Origin of the sequence: Methanosarcina sp. (assembly GCF_028693135.1) — an archaeon.
Taxonomy (GTDB): Archaea; Halobacteriota; Methanosarcinia; order Methanosarcinales; family Methanosarcinaceae; genus Methanosarcina.
The window spans coordinates 1-25,099 of record NZ_JAQUVZ010000024.1; the positions used below are offsets into that span (position 1 = coordinate 1).

General features: G+C 41.3%; 22 protein-coding genes. 9 read left to right on the forward strand and 13 right to left on the reverse strand.

Annotated elements, in window-relative coordinates; genetic code table 11:
• Positions 1-269: 269 nt before the first annotated feature.
• From tnpA to PHF18_RS11330, 3 genes are all read right to left on the reverse strand, one after another.
• On the reverse strand, positions 270-716 hold the full coding sequence (gene tnpA, locus PHF18_RS11320) for an IS200/IS605 family transposase (protein WP_300102754.1): 447 nt from the start codon (positions 714-716) through the stop codon (positions 270-272).
• A gap of 174 nt (positions 717-890) precedes the next feature.
• Complete coding sequence (locus tag PHF18_RS11325; protein ID WP_300102757.1) at positions 891-3,410, reverse strand: PGF-pre-PGF domain-containing protein; 2,520 nt, start codon at positions 3,408-3,410, stop codon at positions 891-893.
• A 787-nt stretch (positions 3,411-4,197) separates the two neighbouring features.
• Positions 4,198-4,725 carry a hypothetical protein gene (locus tag PHF18_RS11330; RefSeq protein ID WP_300102760.1) on the reverse strand — a complete coding sequence of 176 codons (528 nt, stop codon included), beginning with the start codon at positions 4,723-4,725 and terminating at the stop codon, positions 4,198-4,200.
• 121 nt (positions 4,726-4,846) lie between these two features.
• Here PHF18_RS11330 and PHF18_RS11335 point away from each other — a divergent pair, with 121 nt between their 5' ends.
• Both PHF18_RS11335 and PHF18_RS11340 read left to right on the forward strand, forming a co-directional pair.
• The gene (locus tag PHF18_RS11335) at positions 4,847-5,356 is read left to right on the forward strand and encodes a nitroreductase family protein (protein WP_300102763.1); all 510 of its coding nucleotides are present in this window, start codon (positions 4,847-4,849) and stop codon (positions 5,354-5,356) included.
• A 264-nt stretch (positions 5,357-5,620) separates the two neighbouring features.
• On the forward strand, positions 5,621-6,685 hold the full coding sequence (locus tag PHF18_RS11340; protein ID WP_300102766.1) for a hypothetical protein: 1,065 nt from the start codon (positions 5,621-5,623) through the stop codon (positions 6,683-6,685).
• 25 nt (positions 6,686-6,710) lie between these two features.
• Here PHF18_RS11340 and PHF18_RS11345 read toward each other — a convergent pair whose 3' ends face one another.
• The 3 genes from PHF18_RS11345 to PHF18_RS11355 form a co-directional block, all read right to left on the reverse strand.
• On the reverse strand, positions 6,711-7,568 hold the full coding sequence (locus PHF18_RS11345) for a 4Fe-4S binding protein (protein ID WP_300102769.1): 858 nt from the start codon (positions 7,566-7,568) through the stop codon (positions 6,711-6,713).
• 112 nt (positions 7,569-7,680) lie between these two features.
• On the reverse strand, positions 7,681-8,019 hold the full coding sequence (locus PHF18_RS11350; protein ID WP_300102772.1) for a branched-chain amino acid transporter permease: 339 nt from the start codon (positions 8,017-8,019) through the stop codon (positions 7,681-7,683).
• Complete coding sequence (locus PHF18_RS11355; RefSeq protein ID WP_300102774.1) at positions 8,019-8,831, reverse strand: AzlC family ABC transporter permease; 813 nt, start codon at positions 8,829-8,831, stop codon at positions 8,019-8,021. Before PHF18_RS11355 ends, PHF18_RS11350 begins: the two co-directional genes overlap by 1 nt.
• Before the next feature lie 342 nt (positions 8,832-9,173).
• Here PHF18_RS11355 and PHF18_RS11360 point away from each other — a divergent pair, with 342 nt between their 5' ends.
• Positions 9,174-10,025, forward strand: coding sequence for a mechanosensitive ion channel domain-containing protein (locus PHF18_RS11360; RefSeq protein ID WP_300102777.1), 852 nt, complete (start codon positions 9,174-9,176; stop codon positions 10,023-10,025).
• Between the two features lie 742 nt (positions 10,026-10,767).
• Here PHF18_RS11360 and PHF18_RS11365 read toward each other — a convergent pair.
• Both PHF18_RS11365 and PHF18_RS11370 read right to left on the reverse strand, forming a co-directional pair.
• Positions 10,768-11,613 (reverse strand): mechanosensitive ion channel domain-containing protein, encoded by an 846-nt coding sequence (locus tag PHF18_RS11365; protein WP_300102780.1) that lies wholly within the window; start codon positions 11,611-11,613, stop codon positions 10,768-10,770.
• Positions 11,614-12,660, reverse strand: a complete 1,047-nt coding sequence (locus tag PHF18_RS11370) for a hypothetical protein (protein WP_300102783.1) — start codon at positions 12,658-12,660, stop codon at positions 11,614-11,616.
• Positions 12,661-13,220: 560 nt separating this feature from the next.
• Here PHF18_RS11370 and PHF18_RS11375 point away from each other — a divergent pair.
• The 4 genes from PHF18_RS11375 (at position 13,221) to rsgA (ending at position 18,048) form a co-directional block, all read left to right on the forward strand.
• Positions 13,221-13,718, forward strand: coding sequence for a Holliday junction resolvase-like protein (locus PHF18_RS11375; RefSeq protein ID WP_300102787.1), 498 nt, complete (start codon positions 13,221-13,223; stop codon positions 13,716-13,718).
• Between the two features lie 287 nt (positions 13,719-14,005).
• Positions 14,006-15,319 (forward strand): ATP-binding protein, encoded by a 1,314-nt coding sequence (locus tag PHF18_RS11380; RefSeq protein WP_300102789.1) that lies wholly within the window; start codon positions 14,006-14,008, stop codon positions 15,317-15,319.
• A gap of 183 nt (positions 15,320-15,502) precedes the next feature.
• Positions 15,503-16,696, forward strand: a complete 1,194-nt coding sequence (locus tag PHF18_RS11385) for a tetratricopeptide repeat protein (RefSeq protein ID WP_300102792.1) — start codon at positions 15,503-15,505, stop codon at positions 16,694-16,696.
• A gap of 254 nt (positions 16,697-16,950) precedes the next feature.
• Entirely contained in the window at positions 16,951-18,048 is a 1,098-nt protein-coding gene (gene rsgA / locus PHF18_RS11390; RefSeq protein WP_300102795.1) for a ribosome small subunit-dependent GTPase A, read from the forward strand.
• A 291-nt stretch (positions 18,049-18,339) separates the two neighbouring features.
• On the opposite strand, the gene PHF18_RS11395 is transcribed toward rsgA, so the two are convergent.
• Positions 18,340-18,495, reverse strand: coding sequence for a hypothetical protein (locus PHF18_RS11395; protein WP_300102798.1), 156 nt, complete (start codon positions 18,493-18,495; stop codon positions 18,340-18,342).
• A 184-nt stretch (positions 18,496-18,679) separates the two neighbouring features.
• Here PHF18_RS11395 and PHF18_RS11400 point away from each other — a divergent pair, with 184 nt between their 5' ends.
• Both PHF18_RS11400 and PHF18_RS11405 read left to right on the forward strand, forming a co-directional pair.
• Positions 18,680-19,207, forward strand: coding sequence for an NTPase (locus tag PHF18_RS11400; protein WP_300102801.1), 528 nt, complete (start codon positions 18,680-18,682; stop codon positions 19,205-19,207).
• Positions 19,208-19,510: 303 nt separating this feature from the next.
• The gene (locus PHF18_RS11405) at positions 19,511-20,188 is read left to right on the forward strand and encodes an HAD family hydrolase (protein WP_300102804.1); all 678 of its coding nucleotides are present in this window, start codon (positions 19,511-19,513) and stop codon (positions 20,186-20,188) included.
• A gap of 345 nt (positions 20,189-20,533) precedes the next feature.
• Here PHF18_RS11405 and PHF18_RS11410 read toward each other — a convergent pair whose 3' ends face one another.
• The 4 genes from PHF18_RS11410 to PHF18_RS11425 form a co-directional block, all read right to left on the reverse strand.
• Complete coding sequence (locus PHF18_RS11410; protein WP_300102806.1) at positions 20,534-20,695, reverse strand: hypothetical protein; 162 nt, start codon at positions 20,693-20,695, stop codon at positions 20,534-20,536.
• Between the two features lie 132 nt (positions 20,696-20,827).
• Positions 20,828-21,595, reverse strand: coding sequence for a GTPase (locus tag PHF18_RS11415; RefSeq protein WP_300102809.1), 768 nt, complete (start codon positions 21,593-21,595; stop codon positions 20,828-20,830).
• Positions 21,596-21,839: 244 nt separating this feature from the next.
• Entirely contained in the window at positions 21,840-24,140 is a 2,301-nt protein-coding gene (locus PHF18_RS11420) for a PAS domain S-box protein (RefSeq protein ID WP_300102812.1), read from the reverse strand.
• Positions 24,141-24,747: 607 nt separating this feature from the next.
• On the reverse strand, positions 24,748-25,020 hold the full coding sequence (locus PHF18_RS11425) for a DUF5661 family protein (RefSeq protein WP_300102815.1): 273 nt from the start codon (positions 25,018-25,020) through the stop codon (positions 24,748-24,750).
• Positions 25,021-25,099 lie beyond the last annotated feature (79 nt).

A 25,099-nucleotide genomic window follows, 5' to 3' on the forward strand; every position in this document is an offset into this window, starting at 1 on the left:
TTGTAGGAAATGCTCTTAGTTTTATGTTGTTATTCATTGGATCGAATAACACAAAACAAAGAGCACTTATTTTTATTTATCTACCAAAATGAAGTTCAAAATAGTGGAAACTGTCAAAGTTAGGATACACTTCACTCAACTTCATTATCGGGGAGTATCTCCACAGTAAACAAAAGAGACTTTGAGAATTTCAAATCAAAGTTGCGCTGGCGCACCCCGCCGCAAGCAACGGGGTATGTTCGCGCCACCGCTATTGTTGTAATGGAATATTAAAAATCGAGTATTTTCATTTGCTTATATGCTTCTTTTTCTTCTTGGTTTCCCTGATTTTGAACATAGTTTTTTATTACATCGGAAGTTGTTCCATCTCCTACTGTTCCAATGTAACCTCCATCACTCCAGAATTCACCACCCCAAAGCTGTTTTTTGATCTCAGGGTATTCTTTAAAGATTTGTCTTGCTGTAATACTTTTTAGAATTTGCATGACTTTTGAAGGAGAATACCTTGGCTCAGCTCCAACAAAAAGATGGACATGATCACCATCAGTACCAATTGCATCAAACTCAAAACAGTACCTTTCACCAATTTCAAAACAGATATTTTTCAAAAAGTTGATGAGTTCTATATCTAAAAGAAGATTTTTACGGTACTTCACACAAAAAACCATGTGATATCTAATTTTATAGACACAATGGTTTGCATGCCGTAGTTCCATTTATAGCATAAAGGTAACTAAAATATAAATCAGTTAGTTAACAACGGTTACTGGGGAAGTTTTTCATCCCCGCAGCAAGCTAGCGGGGTATTCGACTGAAAATAAACTTAAAAAAAGGTAAGAAATTAGATTGTAGGTCAGCTGTCCCTACCATCTAATCGCATTTCTTCTATTTTATCTTCTTCTATATAGGAACACTCCAAGCAGCCCGATAATACAGTAAATCATTTCAAATCCAGGCATACTTGTTTTTTCCTTCTGCTCAGAATCCTGTTCAATTTCTGATTTTGTATTTTCGTTTTCTTCAGAGTTATCAGATTCATCTTCAGGCTGTATTTCAGTTACATCTTCCGGAGATGTATTTGCCTTCCCTGTTATTGCAAAGGGAGAGAATCCCGGGGTTTTGGCTTTGAAATACAGGTATTTGTCGTCTTCGTTTACCAGGCTGGCTGGCAGCTGTCCCCATTTCTTATCGTTGTACCTGTTCAGGACAATGGAAAACTTGTCTATATTTTTATCCTGTATCCAGGATTTTTCAACCTTGAAGCTGATTACCGGGTTTTCGATGTTCTTTTCAGTTGCATACCCACCGTTTCCAACCCATAGGTTAAAGGACTTATAGACCTCACCTGAAGGCAGTTCGGAAACCAGTGAGGACTTACCTTTTAATTGTTCAGCAGTGGTTGTGATTTTACCTGCGGTCTTCTTAGCATCAAAGCCCACATAAACAACACAGGTTGCTTCCTTCGTGAAATCAAACTTTACAGCTTTTCCGTTTGAAATGAAGACCTGGGAAAGTTCCTTTACCTCAATATTTCTGGAAGATTCAGGAGAGCCGCCACCGCCACCGCTGCTTTTGCTGCTGCTCTTTCTATCTACATATATCAGAATAGTTTTTGTAGCCGGGCCGTTTGCATTATTCACAGTCAGTTTAGCTGTGTAAGTCCCTGTAGAAGTGTATGTATAAACAAAACTTGCTTCGTTTGAGTCTTCGATGCCGTCATTGTTAATATCCCAGCTCCTCGAGGTTGCATCCTGTGAAAGGTCAGTAAAGAGGACTGAAAGGGGAGCGTAACCACTGGTAACATTGACACTGAAGTCTACTACAGGAAGTCCATCATTTTCTTCTTCCTCTTCTTCCAGCACAGTTATATCAACAGTTTTTGAATCCGTGCCGTTCAGGTTTCTTACTGTCAGATTAGCGTTGTAAGTCCCTGTAGAAGTGTATGTATAAACAAAGCTTGTCTCTTTTGAGTCTTCAATGCCGTCATTGTTAACATCCCAGCTCCTCGATGTTGCGTTTTCTGAACAGTCAGTAAAGAGGACTGAAAGGGGAGCATAGCCGCTGGTGACGTTGGTGCTGAAAGCTGCTACAGGCAGTACATCAATTTCTTCTTCCAGCACAGTTATAACATCAGTTTTTGAATCCGTACCGTTTGAGTTTTTTACTGTCAGGTTAACGGTATAGTATCCTGCTGAGAGATAAGTATGCGGTGGATTCTTCTCAGTTGAAGTACCTTCGTCTCCAAAGTCCCAATTCCACGAAGTTGGAGACCCAGTACTGGTGTCATTAAACTGAACAGTTAATGGGGCATTTCCAGTTGTGCAATCACTGGTAAAACTAGCAACGGGAGTTATCGGTTGAATAACCGTAATTGTTTTAAGCATCGAATCATCGGAAACGTCATTTTGTACTGTCAGATTAGCCGTATAAGTCCCCGGTGTTGTATATATATGATTAACGTTTGCAGTAGTACTATCAGACCCATCACCAAAATCAAGCAGTTCAGAAGTCTGGTTGACGCTGTAATCTACAAAAGTTACAGTTTCCCCGACCAGTACATTATCTGAAGAAATTGCGAAATTTGCATTCACATTGGAAAATCTGGGGGGTCGCACCCAGGTCGAATCACCCAGTTCTCCCATGGTATAAAATACTCCGCCCTTCTGGTAGGTATAATTTAGAATTTCATCCAGTCTCGCTGTTGAAGTTTGATAATCTACGGTAACGGTTGGAGTGATTGTATGCCCATATAACACCAATACGTACCCATTATCTATTGCGTGGTCAATCCCGTATTTTATAGACTGTAAACTAACATTAGCACTTTCATCTATTTCAACACCATACAGAATTTGAGCATCGTCCCATTTGTAATAAGCCAGTGGGGTTTCATTTACATTCCCGTTTATAATTGCGGGGGCTCCCGTTCTAAGTGTCCGGAAATATGGACTTATTGTTGCATCAGTAGTATCATTTCTATGAGAATAGGGATATGCAAAGGTATAAACTGGAAAATCGTAACTGGTAATATCTACAATGTTCGGGAATATTTCCTGGTTTAGCAGTTCCTCAGGAGTGTTATTCCGTAGAAATACAACTGAATCTGTGTGATTATATCCATGCCCGGATATTTCCCATCCATCCGAATGCAGTGCATTTAGTTCATCTACCAGAGTCTGTGTTGGGATTCTTGAGTGATATATTATATTTGTATTCATAGTGCACTTAGCATTATACTTCTCGAATATTGACAAATATTGATAACATTTTTCAGTATTTGCTGTATCGTCCCATGATAGAGCAATACCTCCGGTATGATTCGTAGCTGCATTAGCAGTGCCAACCAGACTAATTATAAGTATGAGCAATAATCCATATTTTGCATATGGTTTAAAACTGTGAAATTTCATCGTGATCAGACCTTTTTAAAAGACAATATGAAATGTTTTCTTTTTAAATAGGGATTCAAAAGTTTCGTTTCTATATTTAAACTGCAAAAAAGTCTCTTTTTGGTAAATAGAACCCGAATATTCATTTTTAGCTTGATGCAACTTCATTATTATCCTCCGAGTATGTACCTGGTATAAACCTCGTATTTGGACTCTGATATGTTCAGAAATGCTCCTTTAATCAGAAGGTAGAATCTTAAAATAATCGTACAGTTTGTTTTCAAGTGGGGAATTTTATTGGTACACTGTGTTAAGATTGTTTAATAGATTACAATATAACATTCTAATATTTATACTTAAGTTATCAATGTAGTTCGCCCTATTTATGGCATGCTCATGAAGGGGGCAACCTGTAAAAAATTGATATAGTTTCGAGTGAAAACACTCACATTTAAACCGCCTGGTGGTGCATAACCACTGTCAGCAAGAAAAAACACGGAAAAACTGTTCCTGTACTGCACGCCCACATAAAAATAAGAAAAAATTGGCTTTGTAGAAAACTTATCCAAATCGGATTCAATAGGCGAAAAACAAATAAGTAACAAATATTTTCCAAAAAATAGGACTATTTAATTTTACATCCATAGTTGCCGTGTTCATGGGCATACAGTGTACAAATTCAGCGGCACCCATACAAAAAAATTGATTCCAAACAACAGAACTGGAAAAGTATACATAATTTTTTAAAAGAAAAGAGCAGATGAACTGCTCCAGCTAAAAAAGTAGCAAATTATTTTACAGACCTTTTTTACTTCCTGTCCTGTTCAGCATTTTTCAGCTTCTCTTCAGTGCTGCTGAGAGTCATCAACCTGCTTTCAACAAGCCCAATCGGAAGGTCTGCACCAAGGGTGAGCAAGCCGACTTTATCTCCTGCAAGAGTCCTCCCGGGCAGGTCAGGCATGACCTCAAGCCTTTTTCCGACAGGCGTTTCAGAGTATTCGGTTTTGGGCCCGGAAAGAGGGCTGGAAAGAGAACCGGATACAAGCCCAAGGGCAGAGTCGGAAACCAGCCGTGGGTGAGACTCGGAACACAGACGGGGATTCCCGAGGGGAGAAAGCCCGAGATCCAGCGTAGGAGATAGCCGGTTGTTAAAGTCAGGTACAAGGCCTCTAAGCTGGTCAAGGTCAGGGCTCGAAAAAGTAGAAGATTCGTGTGTACGAATGGACTTCACGGCAGGTGACTTTTCACTGTTCTTACGGGCTGCACGGTCAGAAGGGTGCGAAGGTAAAGCGGAATCTTCAGATTTGCGGCTATTCATGGCTTTAAGGATTGTCACAATGGTATATCAATTATACGAGATTCAAACGTCAAGTTTTGGGAACATATTTCGGAATCACAGTAATAGTTAACACTAACGTTTATCCATTATAATAATAATTAATGAATGGGGGAATTTTATGGAAACAATGGACGCGATTTTCACCAGAAGAAGCATCCGAAAATACCTGCCAGACCCAGTCAGCAGGGATATGATTGAGAATATTTTGAAAGCCGGCATGAGTGCACCATCAGCAGGGAATGAACAGCCCTGGCATTTCATTATAATTGACAGGCGTGATCTCCTTGAAAAAATCTCGGAAATGCACCCTTATGCAAAGATGTTAAAAGGTGCTCCGGCTGCATTACTGATCTGCGCAGACCGGAATACTCCGAAATTCAAGGATTTCTGGGTTCAGGACTGTTCTGCTGCAAGCGAAAACATGTTACTGGCTGCCCATGCCCTGGGGCTGGGAGCGGTCTGGATAGGAGTTTACCCGGCTGAAAAACTTGTCACCGGTATCCGGGAATTATTTAAGATCCCAGAGCATGTGACCCCGTTTTCAATAATCTCAATTGGTCATCCGGCCGAAGAAAAACCAGGAGAGCCCAGGTACGAAGCCTCAAGAATTCATGACAATTCCTGGTAAAGCCTCTCTAAATACTGGTTATGAAACAGGTTAGATAACTGATTGGAGGCTTTTTCTCCCTATTTTTAATCTTTAAGTGCCTTTTTATTTTTCGAAGGGATTTTCATACCTATTTATTGTATTAAATGGGAATATACCAGCAAATGGGAATATACCAGCAAATGGGAATATACCAGCTAGAATATCCTGGTATTCGTCGGAGTGGTTAACCGGAAAGACTCAATTTAATCGGAAAAATTCACTGATACCAAAAAGGTGATTTTTATGGAAAAGAAGTTGGAATCACTACTTATTTTATTCATGATCCTTTTTGCCGTACTGCCTTTTTCGGCAGGTGCCGCTGATGAAGAAACCATGCTTAAATATACGAGCTCAGGAAACGTTTTCGGCGGCGGGGATCAACTTAAGATCGATCAGGATATCCCGGGAGACCTGGTCCTTGGAGGGTCCAGGCTTGAGATAAACGGAAACGTTATAGATGATTTCATCGGCGCCGGCGGAGAACTGATTGTTAACGGGGATGTTTCGGGGAACATCATAGCAGCCGGAGGCTCGATTCGGGTAAATGGAAATGTTGGCGGAGACCTGGTAGCAGCCGGAGGTCAGATTTTTCTCTCAAAGGACAGCACAGTTGAAGGCGATATCCTGCTGGCCGGAGGAGAGGTAACTCTTAACGGGATCATCAATGGAAACGGATCAGTCTCAGCCAGGACCTTCCAGACAGGTGAGGACTTTGAGCTTAAAGGGGACCTTGAACTTGAAGCCGAAAATCCCCCTTCTGACCTTAAAGATAAGGTAGGGGGAAGCCTGAGCATCATACCCGTAACCAGACAAAACCAGTATAGAGGTGGAGCTGAAGGTTTCAGTATCTTTTCCTTCATTCTTGGGCTGCTGGCAACTCTTGCCCTGGGCTTTATCCTTATCTACACTTTCCCGGGTTTTGTAACCGGACTTGCAGAAATTGTAAAGGGCTCAACGTTGAAAGCCGGACTGCTGGGCTTAATGCTCCTTATTTTTGTTCCGGTTCTCTCCGTAATCCTGCTAATTACAATGTTCGGGTGGAGTCTTTCTATCCTGCTGATGCTGATGCTGGCACTTGCAGCCCTTATCGCTACAGTACCGGTAAAACTGCTCGCAGGGGAAATGATTTACGCTAAGGTCTTTAAAAAAGAAGCCGGGAAAATGATATATTACCTCACCGGAGCGGTTGTATTTGCAATAGTGTATGAAATTCCTTTCCTTGGAGGGCTAATAAAGTTTATTGCACTGCTGGCAGGGCTGGGAGCACTCGGAATCTGGATTTCAAAGAAGGCAAAGCCGGAAAGTTAACCGGCTTCCACAAGTTAAAAGGAGTTCAGGGAAGGACTTCTTCCCTGTATTTTTCAATTCCCAGCCTTTCAAGGAGTTCTCCAAACCTCTCTCCGTCAAGGCCTTCTCTCCTGTAATACTCAAAGGTTTTTTCAAAGATTGAGAAAAGCTGCTTCTCGTCCGCAAGCTCAAGAAGCTTTGTCCCGTGCCTGGGTTGGCGTCCTGCTTTGCCTCCGACAAAGATCGTGCATCCGGTTTTTTCTGCTCTCAGAGCATCTTTCCGGCAGGCTGCAATACAGGCTCCGCAGAGGATGCACTTTTCGGTATCTATGTGGGCTTTATCTTCCAGGACTGTTATTGCCCCCACCTTACACGCCTTTTCACAGCGCTTGCAGCCGACACAGTTTTCCTCGAGGATTTCAGGTTTTACCGTGCCCATTATCCCGAAATCATTTTCTTGAGGCCTCATACAGGCTGAAGGGCAGCCGGTAACTGCAATTTTGAGCTTTTTAGGGACAGCTTGTCCAAAATATTTTTCATCAATCCTGCAAGCCAGTTTCTGGCAATCAATCAAACCGTGTCTACAGACCGTATTCCCCTGGCAGGCAACTACAGCTCTTACCTTCTTACCGGAAGAGCCTCCTGAAATACCCAGCTTTTCAAGCTCATAGCTGGCTTCTTCCACATCTTCGAGTTTGACAAAAGGAATCTCAATCTGCTGCCTTGAGGTTATGTGGACATAGCCATAGCCGTATTTCTCGGCTGCATCCGCAATTTCCCGCAGCTTTTCGGCGTCTACATTCCCACTCACGACTTTCAGCCGCATTGAAAACATGTCTTCCTGCCTCTGAGGCAGAAAACCTTTATTTTTGATTGAAGATAAGTCTATTTTTTTCTCAGCCATTTGAAGTCACTTCACTGCAAGATGCATTAAAATTAATGTATATAAAAATTGTGAATGATTCTGCTCTCTGCCCTAATACTGCTTTCTTCCGGAGAAAAGATCTGAGAGAAGCTTAGAGAAACGAAAAGACATGGAACTGCACAAGTACCATGTAAAGCCCTGTCCCTGCAAAGATGCTGAGCATGGCGTTTCGTTTCCAGAAATGCAGCCCAGCAACAACCCCTATTGTAAACAGTTCCGGAACCCCGTATGGAGCTGCAAACCACTGCACATCCTTCAAGCAATAAATGACCAGCAGCAGGAGAATCATCGGAGGCAGGTTTTTTTCAATCGTAGAAAGTATTGCCGGAGGCTCTCTTGAACCAAAACACAGGAACGGAAGGACTCTTGTAGCAAAGGTTGCAAGGGCTATTACCGCAATGGTTACGAGCATCTGCAAAGTACCGGTCATCAGCTTTCCTCCCGTGCACTATCTTCAACAGGCTTTGCTGCTGCTGCATGAGTCTGTGTATGAGTTTTTCCTGTTCCCTTATTAACACGCAGATTTCCCTTCCCCAGTTTTTCCCTGCCAATCAAAATCAGAGTCCCCAGAATGATCGAGATCAGCAGCATATTGTCAGGGCTGAAAAGTATCAGAGAGGTGACTCCTGCACCCACCGCGGCTATGAAGGGAAAGCGTACGCTGGAATTGAAATACTGCTCTATGGTCAATACCACAAAGAGTGCAGTCAGCACAAAAGCCATGCCCTCAAGATTAAGGTCCAGCAGAGAGCCAAGCCCTGCTCCGAGTACCGACCCTGCAATCCAGTAGAGGTGGTCGAGAGCTGCAATGTAGAAGTAAAACCTTGATTTTGATCCGCCTGTCGGGACTTCGGTTGTGGTGAGGAGGGCATATGTCTCATCAGTTAATGCAAAGATAAGGTAAGGCTTGACTTTCCCAACATTGGAAAACTTTTCCAGCAGGGACAGCCCGTAAAAGGCGTGCCTGAGGTTCAGGAGCAGGGTAGCTATAGCAAACTCAGGAAGTCCCGCCCCTGCAGCAAGTAAAGCTACTGCCAGAAACTGGCCTGATCCTGCATAAATGAGAAGGCTCATAAGGAAAGCATAAATCCAGTGGTATCCGGCACCGTCAAGCAGGAATCCAAAAGCCATTCCGAGGGGTATGTATCCGAGAAATACAGGAACCGTGGTCTTGAGGGCACTCAGGAAAAGGTCCATATTACCTTCCCTCATTTCGTGCCTTTTTGCCTCCTTTTCAATCATACTATCTCTTCTGTTACCCTTTTGCCATAATTTATTATGAAGAATGAAAAACATAAATTGTATTTATTATATTTAAATGTAATTAAAAAATATAGTAACAATTGTCATATTATGGTAAATCTGGATGATTTATTATAATATGAAAAAGCCTTTCAAGCTCCCCTGCACGGCTGGAACTGATCAAGTTCAAAAGGCTGAGTATATTGATATATAAATAAAATCATATTTAATCACATGAGGGTTTTCCAGAGACTGAATGCTTTAATCCTGCTGGTTTTGATACTTTTTATCGCATATATCCGGTATCTAACTGACTTTTATATCTTCGAGGATCGGTCTCTATTGGATGCTCTTCTTACCTCTTTAATTGTAGTTTTTCTAGCCTATATAATAAATTCCCTTGCCGGAAACCTCATCCTTAGAAGAGTTTCGGCTTCCAAAGATAGATATACTCTGCGAAAGACGATATCTATCCTTGTTACAGTACTTGTTTTTGCCTCCCTTTTTGCAATCTGGATTGAGAGAACGACCACCCTGATTATTGCCTATGGGATTTTGAGTGCCGGAGTTGCAATTGCACTTCAGGATCTTCTGAGGAACATAGCCGGAGGAATTCTCGTAATCATATCCAGACCCTTTAAAGCAGGAGACAGGATCCAGGTCGGAGACAGTACAGGGGATGTGCTGGATATAGGGAGTTTCAACACCACAATTATGGAAATCCGGGAATGGGTGGACGCAGACCAGTACACTGGCAGGATTCTCCATATCCCTAACAGTTTTGTCCTCAATCAGACGATTAAAAATTATACCAGGGACTATTCCTTTATCTGGGACGAAATCCGGATTCTGTTAATCTATGGCAGCAACTGGAAAAAAGCCGAAGAGATCGCCCTCAAAACTGCAGGCCCAATCGTAGGGGAGTTCGAAGATCTGGCGCAGACGGAGCTCCGTCTCCTGGGAGAAAAATACTTTATTACAACATATGATGTGCAGACAAAACTCTTCATGAAGATGCAGGAAAACTGGATCGAAATGCGGTTAAGGTATGTTGTAGAGCCCAGAAAAAGAAGGGCAATCAGTCACCTTTTGATCTCAAGCATTCTCGAAGCTCTGGAAAAAGAAGAGGATATTATGGTAGGAACAGCAACGAGTATCGATCTGATGAAGTCCCGGACAAAAGATGATGTATGATATAGAGTAGTTGTATGATATACAGTAGTTGGTTTAGCTGCCCGAATTGCCGCCCGAATTGCCGCCCGAATTGCGCCTCGGGAGTACGCGGTCCTTTTCGCTTCGCTCAAGAGGACTACTTGATGGGTTATAGTAGTGAACTTTGCTCAGGGGACTAAATTATGGATGTTAATACTGAACTGCGCTCAAGAGGACCAATTTAGAAGTTATAGTAGTGAGCTTCACCAGGTCAAGCGGACTAAACTACGATTTCTCTGACTCGCATAACCTTATTCACTGTACCATGTCGTTTGTGTCACGCTCGACGCAGGAGAGCGGCTTTCAGACAAAAAAGAAGAGAAAATAAGAGACGAAGAAAAGTAAAAGCTACTGAAAACGCTGTAAGAAACTAACAGATATACACAAGCTTTTTTTTGTCTATTTTTATATATTTTTCTTCTGTCTTCTTTTTTGCAGGGCCGCCAGACAAGCTGGCGGAAGCATCCAATAATGGATGAATTTAAAACCGGTTTCTGGGGGGTAAAGAGAAGTATTTCTCGAACAGGCAGCAGTATTTCTTCAGTTATTTTTTGCCTGGCAGCAGGCGGTTACAGCTCTGTGCGGTAGGGGGAAAAATCAGAAGATATCTTCCCAGCGTTTCTGGATAGTATCAAAAGATCAATAGGGGATTGCCCGGATTTGGTAATCAGTTCTTTCCGAGGTCCTGTATTATTTAACTGGAATTTCTTCGGGGCGTATCATTTTATTCACTGATTTCCTCTATTGCAGGAATATTGAGGATGTGGAGTTGTGGAGGCTTGATCCCATTCTTCTGGAATTCTATCCAGGTTCTTGTGTGCACATCGGATTCAAATTTGAATTCATCTCTTAGATCATTTACATATGCTTTAGCCCTTAACCTGGTATAAAACGGGAGAGCTTTGTGCAGCAGGGTAACAGGTCTTTTTTTGGAGATGTAGACATATTTAGAGCTTACAACTGCTTCCCGCAAAATTCTCATTGCAGGCTCTACATCTGACTCTCCCGCAATATACAGGTCTATTACAACCATCATTTCCGAAGCCCCAGAATTTCCACTGGCAACACTTTCATTGAATATCAGGTTATTCGGGACTGTGACAGTATTATCATCAGGTGTGACCAGTTTCGTTGCCCTTAGCCCTATATCAGTGACTTCCCCATAATAATTTCCAAGGGCGATTTTGTCTCCTATCTGGTACGGTTTTTCAAATGTAATTACAATTCCTCCGACAAAGTCTGCAAAAAGGTCTTTAACTCCAAAACCGATGGATGCACCCAGAATCCCTGTAAGAAGGAACAGTTCCGTCCCGAAAATTATGAATATTTGCCTAAAAATATAATATAAAGCCACAATATAGATTACAAACTTTACCACAGGGATAATCAGTTTTACTTTTACCCTTCCACTCTGGCTCAGTTTATCCGAAAGCTTTGATAAAAGGATGGTAACAATCTTGCCGAGGATATATGCTATGGAAAATACCAAAAACATAGTTATGAGGGTTTGGGTATCTATAGACCTGATGGAGTCCAAAAGTTGCTGCGCGCTTGTGTCTCCATTTGCCATTTACCACACCAGCCTTAGTTTTTTCATATAAGCAACAACGCTATGCAGGGCTTCAGGCCTGATACGGAAGAAACCGGCTTCATCTTTAAAAATCAGTTCCTGGGTTAGAAGCCGGAAGATAATTTCGTCCACCCTCGATGTAGAACCTATCATGTCGGAGATTTCTGTTTTTTTGAGGCTCTGGTATAAAAGGATCAGGCTTAAAACAAAAGCTTCCTCGTATTCAAGCTCTATATTAAATGAAAACTGACCTATATCTTCGGGCTTTATCCGGGGATAATCAAGCCCAAGTTCCCAGATCCTCCGTGCGATGCCTGGGTTGCCTTTTGATTCCAGGTAGATCTTTTCAAATATCCGGTCTTCAGTAGTTTGTGTTTCTTTCTTATTCAGGAGACGGTTCTTAAGGTAAGGGATGTTTATTTTCGGGACCGGAATGAGGATTTTCTTGCCCAGCGAGGACAGCTCAAGCGGATATTTTGCCACGTATATGAAAGGCTCTTCTTTGGCCTCTTTATCATTATAAAATCTGATCTCCTCTTTTCCATACCTTTTGAGGATAAAGAGTCTGAGATTTTCCTTCTCGAAATCAGGAATGACAACCTGTACCGGAAAATACTTCTCAAGCCCGAATACCTCGTTTAAGTATCTCCAGGAATAAAGGTTCCAGGTAGTGATAAACAGCTTTTCCTGAGAGCTTATCATGTCCAGAAACTCATAAAATATGTCAAAACCACCGGTTTTTCTCCTGTACAGAAAGTGGCAGTTGTCAAGGAGCACTATCCTTTTAGTGTCATCAGGAAGGGAAATCTCCTTTTTGTTCCGGATAATTTCGGAAAAAGTGATTCCTGTCGCCCTGCTTGAATTTATCCTCTCTATTTCACCAAGCAGAGTAGTTTTTCCCGCAAGAGGCCCGGCTATTATGGCTATATTCAGTTTTTTCCCAACCTCATAATCAGCAATTGACGCCTGTATTTCTCCGATTTCATTCTGCAATCCAAGAATTTCACCGAAGCTGTTTTCTTCAGAGCCATTGTGCTGAGTTTCCACTGTATCCCCTTTCTTATATTTCTTGTATTGTACTTAATAGATACTGTTGATATTTCTGCCGGGACAGAAGTTATTTTCAGGAACAGGAATTTTTAAAGTAGGCAGGAATCTTTAGACGCTCCCTGGTAAATTAGTTGTTATTATTCCGAAATGGCCGTAAATGGCATCTCACGTTCTTTCTTTTCACGCGCTGCGCACGGCTTGAGCCCGCCTGTGTACAGTAGATATAAACGAACTCAATAACCGTGCTGGGAAGTCTGACCCCAGAATATCAACCAGGTAGCTGGGGACGACCAATCTTTAATGTATGCTTAAAAGAAACGAAGTCCTGCTGGAACTTTTAAATATTTATAGCCATTTATAGAGTCTGAAAATTATTCTTCAAGATTAATTTCTCACTTAACTCATTTATTCCTCACTTAACTTATTTATTTACTCTATTTACTCTATTTCCTGTATTTACTCTATTTACTCTATTTACTCTATTTACTCTATTTACTCTATTTACTCTATACTCTATTTACTCTATAAAAAAACCAACCCTTTACGGAGAAATAGCTGTGGACGACTGGATGATTTCAACCCTGATCCTTTTTCTTGCCCTGCTTATAGTGTACCTGCTCGTTAAATACATCAAATTGAAAGGCAGAGTCGAATCCCGTGCAAGAGACCTGTATGAAGCCTGGCAGACGCGAGAGATGGAACGCCAAGTTTCCGAAAAAGCTGACATTCTCTTCAGAACCTGGAAAATTGACGAGGAGAAAAAAATCCGCCAGGACGCCGTAAAGAAAAGTGAAGCCGTAATCCGCGGCAAGGTCACAGAACACCTGATCCCTTACTTCCCTGAATTCGAATACAATCCCAAGGACGCTAGATTCCTCGGCACCCCTGTGGACTTCATAATCTTTGACGGTCTTTCCGAAGGAGAAATGAATAAGGTGGTCTTTGTCGAGGTCAAGTCAGGTAAAACCGGCGCTCTTTCCCCAAGAGAAAAGCTTGTCAGGGAGTGCATCAACAGAGGAAAGGTCAGTTATGAGGTCATTCACAACAAGGAATGATCTCTTTTCATTAACTTTTTTTCCGGGACCGCTTAGTTTTTCATTTTTTAAACTTCAATTCCTTCATATTACTCGTTTTTATCCTGTGTGTTTCAGCCCGACGGAAGACCGACAGAAATGATAAGTATTAGGGTAAAGTTACCGATATAAATGATAAGTATTTGAGTGAAATTACCGATATAAATGAGATTTATCATATAAAAGTTACCGATATAAATGATAATTAGTAGAGTAAAATTACCGATATAATTGATAACTTTTAATAGCTACAAAAGATATCAAGATATATGGACAAAAAAGAGATACTGGAAATACTTCTCGATTGGAACTTCTGGAAAAAAGACCAGTACACTGGTACAAGAAGAGAAGGACTGTTGGACACAATAGAAAGAAAAGCACAAGCCAAAGAAATAATGGTCATAACCGGTGCAAGAAGGACAGGTAAATCAACTATAATCCTTCAGTATCTCGAAGAGAAAATCAACAAAGGAACAGCAAAAGAAGACATACTCATAATAAACTTTGAAGACCCACGTTTCAGGGGCCTTGATCTCGAGCTCCTGAACAGGATTTATGAGATCTACGAAACGGAAATAAAAAAAGGTTCTGAAGAGCAATATGTGGTTCTTGACGAAGTCCATGTAATAGAAGGCTGGGAAAAATTCGCACGCTACCTTCATGAAAACAGGCGGATAAACGTATTTATAACCGGTTCAAGTTCAAGGCTTTTGAGTTCTGAATATTCAACCGTCCTTGCAGGCCGCCACATAGACACAGAAGTATATCCTCTATCGTTTAAAGAATATCTTGAGTTCAAGGGAATACACATTGAGAGCGAGCTTGACCTTATCTCGGAACGTCACAGAATACAAAATATGCTCAAGGAATACATAGATACAGGTGGCTTTCCGAAAGTTGCGCTGGAGGAAGACGAAAGAAACAAAAAAGAGCTCCTCTACACCTATTTCCGAGACATCCTGATAAAAGACGTAACTATGAGGTACGGAATAAGAGACATAGCAAAACTGGAAGAACTCGCAAAATATTATCTAACAAACATATCATCTCCAAACTCATACAACAGGATAAAAAATGTCCTAAAAACAAGTCTCGATACAGTCGAGCGTTACTCCTCATACATTGAAGGCACATACATGCTGTTCTTTATTAAAAAATACTCTTACTCCTTAAAAGAACAGATCCTTAACCCGAGAAAGGTCTATTGCATAGACACTGGCTTAAGAAATACAGTATCCTTCACCTTTTCAGAAGATTACGGTAGGCTGGTAGAGAATGTCGTGTTCATGCAGCTCAGAAGAAAATACCGGGATATCTATTACTGGAAAAACGAAAAGCAAAAGGAAGTTGACTTCCTGGTCAATGAAAAAAACAGGATCGTTCAGGCAGTACAGGTCTGCTGGAACATAAGCAGTGAAAAAACGAGAAAAAGGGAAATTGAAGGACTGATGTCAGCCATGGAGACCTTTGAACTGGACGAGGGGCTTATCCTCACTGAAGATGCGGAAGAAGAAATCATGCTGGAGAGCAAAAAAATAACCGTTATACCTGTCTGGAAATGGCTGATTGTTGATGGGGAATGATGAAGGAATTAAGATCTTTGAGGGTGCTAAGATCTATGAAGAAGTAGATATCTATGTACATTCAGGCACTTTAGTTGTAAGATTGTGAAGTTTGCCGGTTTTTTACGGGAAAATTCCGGAAAAGGCGTTTAATTCTAATAATCTGAGGTCTAAATTCCATTTATGTCCAGACAAGCCGAAGATTTGTTAAATAGGAATTTAAAGGACATTTCGTCTCTGATTGAAGATAAAAAGTACAAAAAAGCCCTTGAAAAACTTGATAAGGCCGAAAACCTTGCGGGAAAAGCAAAGAGGCAGGATCTTTTATGCCGCGTCTTGCTACAAAAGGGCGCGGTCCTGTTTTCCATGCATAAACCGGATGAGGGCCAGAACCTGTATGATAAAGCCCTGAATATTTTCAGGGTTTCCGATTTAAACGAGGATGAGAATTCGGTTCTTCAATCCACTCTTTCGAATACTTTCCGTGAGCTTGCAAGACATTTTAAAATGGCAGAAAGTGTCGAAAATGCAGAAAAGTGTTACAGGAACGAAATAAAGGTCTACGAGATTCTTCTGGAGAAAAATCCAGAAGATGAGGACCCCAAACTGGAAATTGCCAGAGCTTTCGATGCCATCGGGGATCTATATAAGTATTTTGAACCAGAGGATATGGACCCCGAAACTGAAAGGCAGTATTACGAAAAAATCCTGGATGTAAGGGAAAAAGCATTTGAGCTGCTTGATGATAGTGAGACCTATATATATGGCCTGGCCCATGCTCTTGGAAAACTTGTTGATTTTTATATAATTCAGCAGGACTATGAATCCGCGATTCAACTTCAGGAACGTGTCGTTGAGGTTATGGAGGAACTTATTGATCTTCTGGCAAACTGGAAGGATTTGAAAGCCAAAAGCAATGCCTATGATAAACTGGGCTCCCTTTATGCGGAAGTAGGAAAAGAGGAGCTTGCAGAGGAGCAGTATTCGGAAGCCCTTGAATATTATGTAATGATTTTTGATGATGAAATCTGGCCCCTTTCTGTTAAAATGAGGCTGGCTGCCGAAGTTATGGAACGTGGAAAGACCCTCCTCCTTTCAAAGAAATACGACAGTGCAAAAGAATCCATGGACCTTGCCTTCGATTTCCTTGGAGGAGTAGACAAAGAAGAGCTGAAAGACAGTGTGAAAGAAGCCATGGATCTGGCCTATGTTCTCCTTGGAGAAAGAGATGAAGAAGAGTCGGAAGACTCCGGCTATCTGGCAGAAATGGCTGGAATCTCCGTGGAGTATGCAAAAACTCTCTCAGACCTGAACCGGAATAAAGAAGCAGAGGAGTTTACTGCAAAATCGGAAAAAATATTCAGGAAACTGGCTGAAGAGGGTAATGAAGATTCATAAATTTCCTCCAACATACCCTTCAATTCTTCCAGAAAATCCAGGGTTGTTTTATCGAATTGTTTGGTGAGTACCGGGATTCTCACCAGCCGACGAAGGAGGGCGGCTTTCTCAAGAAGCAAAAGAGGAAGTGACTATATAAGTGAGATAATCAGAGAAAAGAGACGTTTACAGATAAAAGAAGTTTACAGTTGCAATCGGGTTGGGTAGATAACGAATCAATAAACTTATCCGTGTAAAATTGATAGTTATATTCTATGAAGGACCCTCGTGAAACGGAAGGTGCAGGTCATAATTGCATTAATCGTATTCCCGGCTGGAATGAAGAGCTTGAATCGGCATTTTCTGCCTACAAAGGTCCCTACATTGCCGGAAGAATCGTATCCCGGCATAAAACGGTCTGTGAGATTCTTATTCCGGGAGCTGTCGTACAGGCAGGAATTTCTGGGGCGCTCCTGCGAATTGGCAAACAACCGGTAGTAGGGGATTTTGTCGTTTTACTGGACCAGCCAGAACTGGGCTCGCGCATGATTGTGAATATCCTCCCCAGAAGGACCTGCCTGTCAAGAGGGGCGGCGGGGGATGGGAGCGGGGAGCAGTTGATTGCTGCAAATCTTGATACCATCTTTATTGTAACTTCTGCGGGAAAAGACCTTAACCTGCGAAGGCTTGAACGGTATCTTACTGTTGTGTATTCCTCCGGGGCAAGCCCGGTGATATTACTGAACAAAATTGACCTTGCGGATGACCCTGGCCTGCTGACAGAAAAAATACAGTCCATTGCAGGAGACGTCCCTGTCATTCCCATAAGTGCCCTTTCAAAAGACGGGCTTGATGCACTCAGCCCTTATCTCAATCCCGGGGAAACAGTGGCACTTATAGGTTCCTCCGGCGTTGGAAAATCCACGCTTATAAACGCTTTTTTCGATGAAGCCGTCCAGAAAACCGCAGATATCCGAAAAGATGATGAGAAAGGGAGACACACTACCACAGTCCGCCAGATGTTCCTTCTTCCCAACGGTGCAATTGTTATAGACAACCCCGGGATCAGGGAAATCCAACTCGGAGACTCTTCTGACGGCCTTGAGAAAGCGTTTTCCGACATCATTAATTTAGCCCGCAACTGCCGGTTCAAAGACTGCACTCACCATGATGAGCCTGGCTGTGCCGTCCTGAAGGCAGTAAAGGAAGGGCTTATTCCAGAGGAGCGGCTGGACAGCTATCACAGGTTAACCGATGAACTCATGTTCCAGTCGAAAAAATCCGAAATCGGCCTTAAGCGGCTTGAGAAAGAAAAATACAGGGAAATTGCATTGACCATAAAAAAATATCGAAAATTTACGGGAAAACCGTAAGCTGAATGCTCTGCATGAACTCAACCGGAATCTCCTGAATTATCTTCCAGAACAAGCTGAAACCCTGCCAGGTTTTCCGATTCTGAAGGTTCAGAAAGCCCGGGGTCTTTCTACAGAATTGTCTGGTGGGTACCGTGACTCTCACCGGGCGTCAAAGGCAGCCAGCTTTCTCAAGAAAAATGGAAGGAAAAATTTTAAAGTTTGAGGACATGCCATGAGTCCTCGGTTAAGCGTTAGGAAAACACGTTTGTATATATTTTTCATAAACTAATCAGCAGTACATATCTCCTTTTACTCCAGCTTTTCTCCCTCTACATAGCACCCAAAATAGGTGTTTTGCTCCACTTTTTTAAGGATACTGTTAATGCTTTCCAGTGTGCTTTCCATCTTATCCATTCTCTTCTCTATCTCCTGTAGTCTAGCAAGAATTTCCTGGTCTGTAGTCACAATTTCATCCCCTTACACATCTACGAAAGTTAGCATATTAACAGAATAGAAGCTTCTAATGTATATTCCAGTATATTCAGCAATGTTCTTATAATCAACGTAAAATGTATTGCTGGCGGATTTAAATAAAATCAAGGTCTATTTTTTTCCGGGAAATGGAAAACGAAAGGGGAAGAAAAAGACTATGTTGAGAATTGCAGTAACCGGCAGTCCAGGTATTGGGAAATCAACAGTTGTGGCGAAAGCTGCCGAAAAACTTGCAGATCAGCCCGGCTTCAAAATAGGCGGCATCCAGACTGCCGAAATCCGAAAGGAAGGCACAAGGGAAGGCTTTTCAATCCGGGACCTTGCAACCGGGAAAAACGGCATCCTGCGCAGCGTCAAGGGGAGTGGGCCGAGATTTGGAAAATATCACGTCAACCTCGAAGACCTTGAAAAGATAGGGGCAAATGCTCTCAGGAATGCCCTTGACTGTGATCTGATAGTTATCGATGAGGTCGGGCCGATGGAGCTTAAATCCGGGGCTTTTATTTTGGCGGTTGAAGCAGTCCTCAAATCAGATAAACCGGTTCTTGCAGTGCTTCACCGGTCAAGCAGTCACCAGCTGGCGCAGAGAATACGGGAAGAGTTTCAAGTTTTGACGGTTGATGAGGGGAACCGGGATGAGCTACCTGAAAAAATCGCAAACCGCTTCTTCAGAGAGTTGGGATGAAACTAATCATTCCAGACCGGGGCAGTATTGATTCAATTCCACTTAAACAATTACACCAGATATCAGGATAGAAATTCTCAGCATATTCTTTACATTTTTTTGTAACTGGCCCGAGGTAAATATTTTTATCTTGATCAGACCCTGCATTTGGATACTTCAACCAGATTAACGAAACGCCAGTCATATTTATGTGGAAATATAATATAGAAGAAAAGAGTGAAATGCCTGGCAGAGTTATTATTCAAAATATGGAATTAATCAGGACGCGATACACTAAAATAAAAATCATAGGGTGTGCAGTTTATGAACATTAAAATAAAATACATTGTTTCAGACTTCAATGGAACTCTTGTGGATGCTATGCCAATTTACACCAGAGTTTTCTGCGATGTAGTGAAACGACAGACAGGGATTGAATCACCTAATGTAGCCGCATATTCCATCGCCGCAACAGGCACACCGTGGGATGAACAATTTTCTCATATTTTGGAACACCATAAACTACCTAAAGATGCAGTGCCAAAACTGATGGACGAATTCTGTACCACCATTTATGATGAAACATATTCACTGTTTCCGAAAGCAGAAGCGCTTTTAAAATTATTCAAAACCAAAGGCTACAGGGTGTTCATCACTTCTGGTAGTGGTACTGGACCAATGATGAAGCGTCTTTATGAAGTTGGTATTTTCCCTTACATTGATTGTTTATTAGGATTCGATATTTATAAGAAAGGTCCAAAACATATTGAAATGCTCGCTGAAAAAGAAGGTTTGTCTTTAAAACAGTTTGCGTTGCAGTCAGTCTATTTTGGGGACGGACCGGGTGATATGCGACTTGCTAAGAACGCAGGACTTTTCGCTATAGGAGTGGCTCAGACGGTAGATCCAGAGATTCTAAAAGAAGCCGGTGCTGATATGGTGCTTGCGAAAATCGGCGATGCACTGGAGATGGACTGGGAGAAGTTGGAGATAAACATTTGAGAATCATTTCATTGGTCATCGGTTAAGAACTTACTTCCATCTACCAATATTGTTTTTCATTTCACCTTCTTTTTAAATTCCTTTATTTAGATAATTAATATCAGATTTAGATTATTAATACCAATTATCTAACGCTTAACAGATGACGCATGGAAATCGTTGCAAATAGTCTTTCGTGCTGTCAGGCGGGTACGGCATCAAAAGTATCGTTTTCTGTACAGGAGATAATTACGGGCCGGTCTCTTCCGGGATCAGGGTACATTGTGGAGCATCCTGTCTGGTAAGATAAAGTAAGTTGCCCGAATAAATCGATCCCAGAAGCGGGCCCGTCTGCTTTATCCTGCTTTATTTCTGGGAGAGCAGAGCTAGCAGGATCACGGAAATTACGATCAAAAGTTTTGAGGTAACCAGAATAAGTTTTTTCCTCAATATCCTTTCTTTTTCTGATTTTTCGTCTTTTTCCGGTTTATCGTATTTTTCCAGTTTTTGCTCCGGATTTCTGGCCATCCTTCTCGATCCTCATCTTTTTTACGTTAATTTCGTTTTAAAGCTTGAATAATTTTTCCTTTTTCTCCGGAAAAAACGCAACTTGGATTCTGGCTAAATTTTGTTCCTGGATCAGGAGCGTCATCAATTTTTTTAGAGTCGGAGCACCCCGGTTTGCCAGTCATTGACTATTCTGGCAACTGCCCTCATTTCATCCACCTCGCCTTTCTTTTGCAGGAAATTGCACTGTTTGCCTATCAGTTCAATTACGGAGTGACCGCTCTGGTCTTCGATTGTGACATTGTAACAGGACTCAAGGGCAGTTTTGTTTTCGGCAAGCAGTTTCTCTATAATCTTAAGGGCAACACCAATGGGGTCCTTCAGGTGAGTTACATCCTTTATCCCTAGCAGGCCCTGTACATATTCATCGTTTTCATCGAAGGGGATAACTCCCGGTGTATCAATAAACATGATACGTGAACCTCCGTCCACATTCTGCAATCCTCTTGTGTAGCCGGATATGGGGGAGGTGCCCGCCCTGTGCCTGCCAGTAACGCCATTGATTACGGAGGACTTGCCTACATTGGGATAGCCGAGGGTGCCGACAAGGATATCACGCTCTTTTATACTGCAGGAGGATGCAAGGATCTGGTGCCTTAACATGGTTGTCCCGGACCTGTCCTTGCTGGATATAAAAACCGTAGGGGCAATTTTGGAGAGGCGGGACTTGGTTTTCTCAAGTTTCTCTTTTGATACGAGGTCACACTTATTGATGACTATTATAAACGGCTTCTTTAAACGGACAATATCCTTTTCAACCTCACTGTTTCGGGTCTCTTCCGGAAACCGGGCGTCTATGACTTCAAGAAGGACATCGGCTTTTTTGATAACATCCCTTACCAGAACTTTGTAGCTTGCCATTGGCTGTGCTATGATGGAGTAAGGATATAAGGATATCTTCAAATTAGGGATATCTTCATGGGAAACTTTTGTTTCCATAACCTATGACCAAAGGGATGAAAACAAATACAAAACAATAAAATGGCACAGTTAGCCATCAAACAATACATCCGGCAAAATCCAGACAATGATTTTTCAACGATGGTTTCTCAGCTACAGAGTTTCAGGTACAGAATTTCAGCTACAGAGTTTCAGCTACAGAGTTTCAGCTAATGGTTTTTTGGTTCTCTAATACTTTTAGAACGGGTTCAATTATCTTCTGTCGGATTGCTGGCAGTTCAAATCTAAATGATGAGCCTTCTCCGATTTTACTTTCCACATGTATATTGCCACCGTGCATTTCAACATATTTTTTTACCAGGGTCAGCCCCAATCCCGTACCTTCGAAAGTGCGGTTAAGAGAAGAATCAATCTGGATAAATGGCTTGAAAATTTTATCAAAGCTATCTTCCAGGATTCCTATTCCGGTATCTTTGACGGTAATAACTACAAGGTTGTCTTCCTTCTTTGAGATTACATCAATTGAACCACCCGAAGGCGTGAATTTTATAGCATTATTTAATAAGTTGTTCATAATCTGCTGGAACTTAACCTCGTCGGCAAATATCCATAATCTTCTATTTTCTGAATTATAATTTAATTTAATATTCTTCTCATGAATTTGTGGAAGAATCATTGAGATAACTTTATTGATAGATTCATCAACAGAAAATACTTCTATGTTGAGCTCTTCATTTCCTGATTCTGCTTTTGATAACTCGAGTATGTCGTTGATAATATGGAGAAGGTTTTTTCCGCTTGAAGATATGAACTGAACATACCTGGACTGCTTTTCGTTCAGGGACCCTGCAATTCCTTCTTTTAGCAGGTCCGAAAACCCGATTATAGAGTTCAAAGGAGTCTTCAGTTCGTGACTCATGGTTGCAAGAAACTCGCTTTTTGTGCGATTTGCCGCTTCAGCAGCTGTTTTTGCATTTATTAGAGCATCTTCTGCTTTTTTTCTAACGGATATATCCCTTATAACCACAATGATTGTCGGCTGATCCTGGTAGATTATTTTTGTACCAAGGCCTTCAATCCAGAAAGGCTCTCCTCTGGAAGAGACTGCTTTGTACACACTGAGGTAGCCTCCCCTGTCATTGAAAACATTTATCTGGTCTTCAATTGCCATCGGTAATGATTCGGGAGCGAGATATTTTGCAATGTTCGTACCTGTTACCTCTTCGAGCTCCAGTTCAACCATTTTTCCAACAGCGGCGTTTGCAGCTATTATCCTGCCTTCAAAATCAAGTATCAGTATACCATCGAGAGTGTTGTTTACAAGAGTGCGGAAGTTCTCTTCACTTGCTTTCAATGCCTTTTCAGCTTTTTTACGCTCTGTAATGTCCCTGACATACACTATGAGCCTTTCCTCATTGCCCAGTTTGAGTATTCTGGTTGCAACTTCAGCTGGAAAAAGCGTACCGTCCTTTTTTTTGTTTATCCTCTCGACTGTTTTATTTCCTGTGATTTCTTTACCGGCTATTATCTCCGGAATGCTTCTGGTAAAGCCCTCGGGAAGAAGAGCAGCTACATCCAGCCCCAGGATCTCCTCTCTATCATACCCGAAAATTTTGCAGGCTGCACCATTACAGTCAACAACTTCTCCATTAGTTGTTTCTATTAATATACCGTCAATTGAGAGTTCGACAACCTGTTTGAATTTTTCTTCAGATTCCGCAAGTTCTCTTTCTGTTTTCTTGGTGGCAGTGATATCATAGACATTTATAAAAAAAAGTTCCTTATCTTTAACGTTGATTGTATTGACATACATCTCTACATGCCTTATTTCTCCACTGGCAAGTTTATGGCAGGAATAGAAATGGCCTTTCTTTTCGGAAAAAACCTGCTGGCTAATTTCTCTATTTCTTTCCTGAGAGAATGTACTAATATCAGTGATTTTTTTTGCAGTCACCTCTTCATAAGTGTACCCGTAGTAAGCGCATGCCGGATCGTTTGCATCGACAATACGGTAATTGAGCGGGTCTACTAGAAGTGTGACAGCCGGGCTGTTGTGAAAAAGTTGTTTATACCTGTTCTCGCTTTCCTGCAGAGCTTCATAATTCTTTTTTATCCTGATTAGAGACTTTATCCTTGTTTTGAGCTCAAACCTATCTATTGGCTTGTTAATAAAGTCATCAGCTCCGCATTGAGTTGCTTTTATTTTGTTCGGCTTCTCAATAAGTCCGGAAATTATAATTATAGGTATGAACCTGTAGTCCGGGTCGCTTTTGAGTCTGCTGCAAATCTCATACCCGTCACTTTCAGGCAGCATCAGGTCTAATAAAATCAAATCCGGAAGTTCAGCTTTCATAAGTTCAATGGCTGCTTTTCCGGTATATGCAGGGATAGGAAGATATTCATCCTCAAGCTGCAAACAGAGTAATTCTACCTGATCCCTTTCGTCGTCCACGATGAGAACTTTTGGTTTATCTAAATCGTGCAATTCTATCATCTTGAGTGCCATTTTTTATGATTTTTGGGGCTACACTGTGAATAGTATATAAATTAACTATCTGTATAGTCCTCAACTTATATAATATATTTCTTAAAACAAAACAAAAAAATATTATATGTTAAATGATTTTTCAAGGGATTTACATCAAATACCCAATTTTACCCAGCGCATTATCATGTGATATAGCCATTATAATATTTATTCAGTGTACTTTGTCTCAAAAAACTTACATAAATGAGACTATTACATTATTAAATAACTACTATTAACTATATAAAATAAGTTCCAATTGGGAGCTGGTTTTTGTACACAATTCTTCCTGTTTTCATTCAACCGGTTTTCGGGGCGGGAATAATATCACGGGTGATTTGGAATGAAAGGCTGATTGAAACTGAAATGGATAAAAATATTGAGATTGAAAAAGATTGAGGTAAATTAAAATCAAATGCATTTAAAAGAAAGGATTTACTGAATATTAAATGTAAACTAAAACTAAAACAAGAATTAAAACAAGAATTAAAACAAGAATTAAAACAAGAATTAAAACAAGAATTAAAATAAAAATTAAAGTAAAAATTAAAATAAAAATTAAAATGATGTTTTTAAAGCTCGGTGTTCAGTCTTTTTCCCAGAATTCCTCAGCTTCTTCTTCCATTTCTTCCAGCCTGTCGTAATAGTCCGGAAACTCGTTAAGATGAGCCAGAGCAATCTTTCCTGTCATTACGGGGTCGTCGTTCGTGACGTTTGTTGCGGGGTCTATGGTCCCATGTTCCAGCTCTACATCCATGCCTCTGCGGAACTGGTCAACATCGAACTTATCCCATTTTAATCCCAGTTGTTCTCCAACTGCTTTTGCTTCTTCAGCGGTAAAACTTTTGGTTGTCAACATTATCACTCCGGTTAATGGTTTGATCTGTTTGTGTACTTAAGGTTTGTCCTGCAGAATGTCCCTTTTTTCAGTTTTCCTT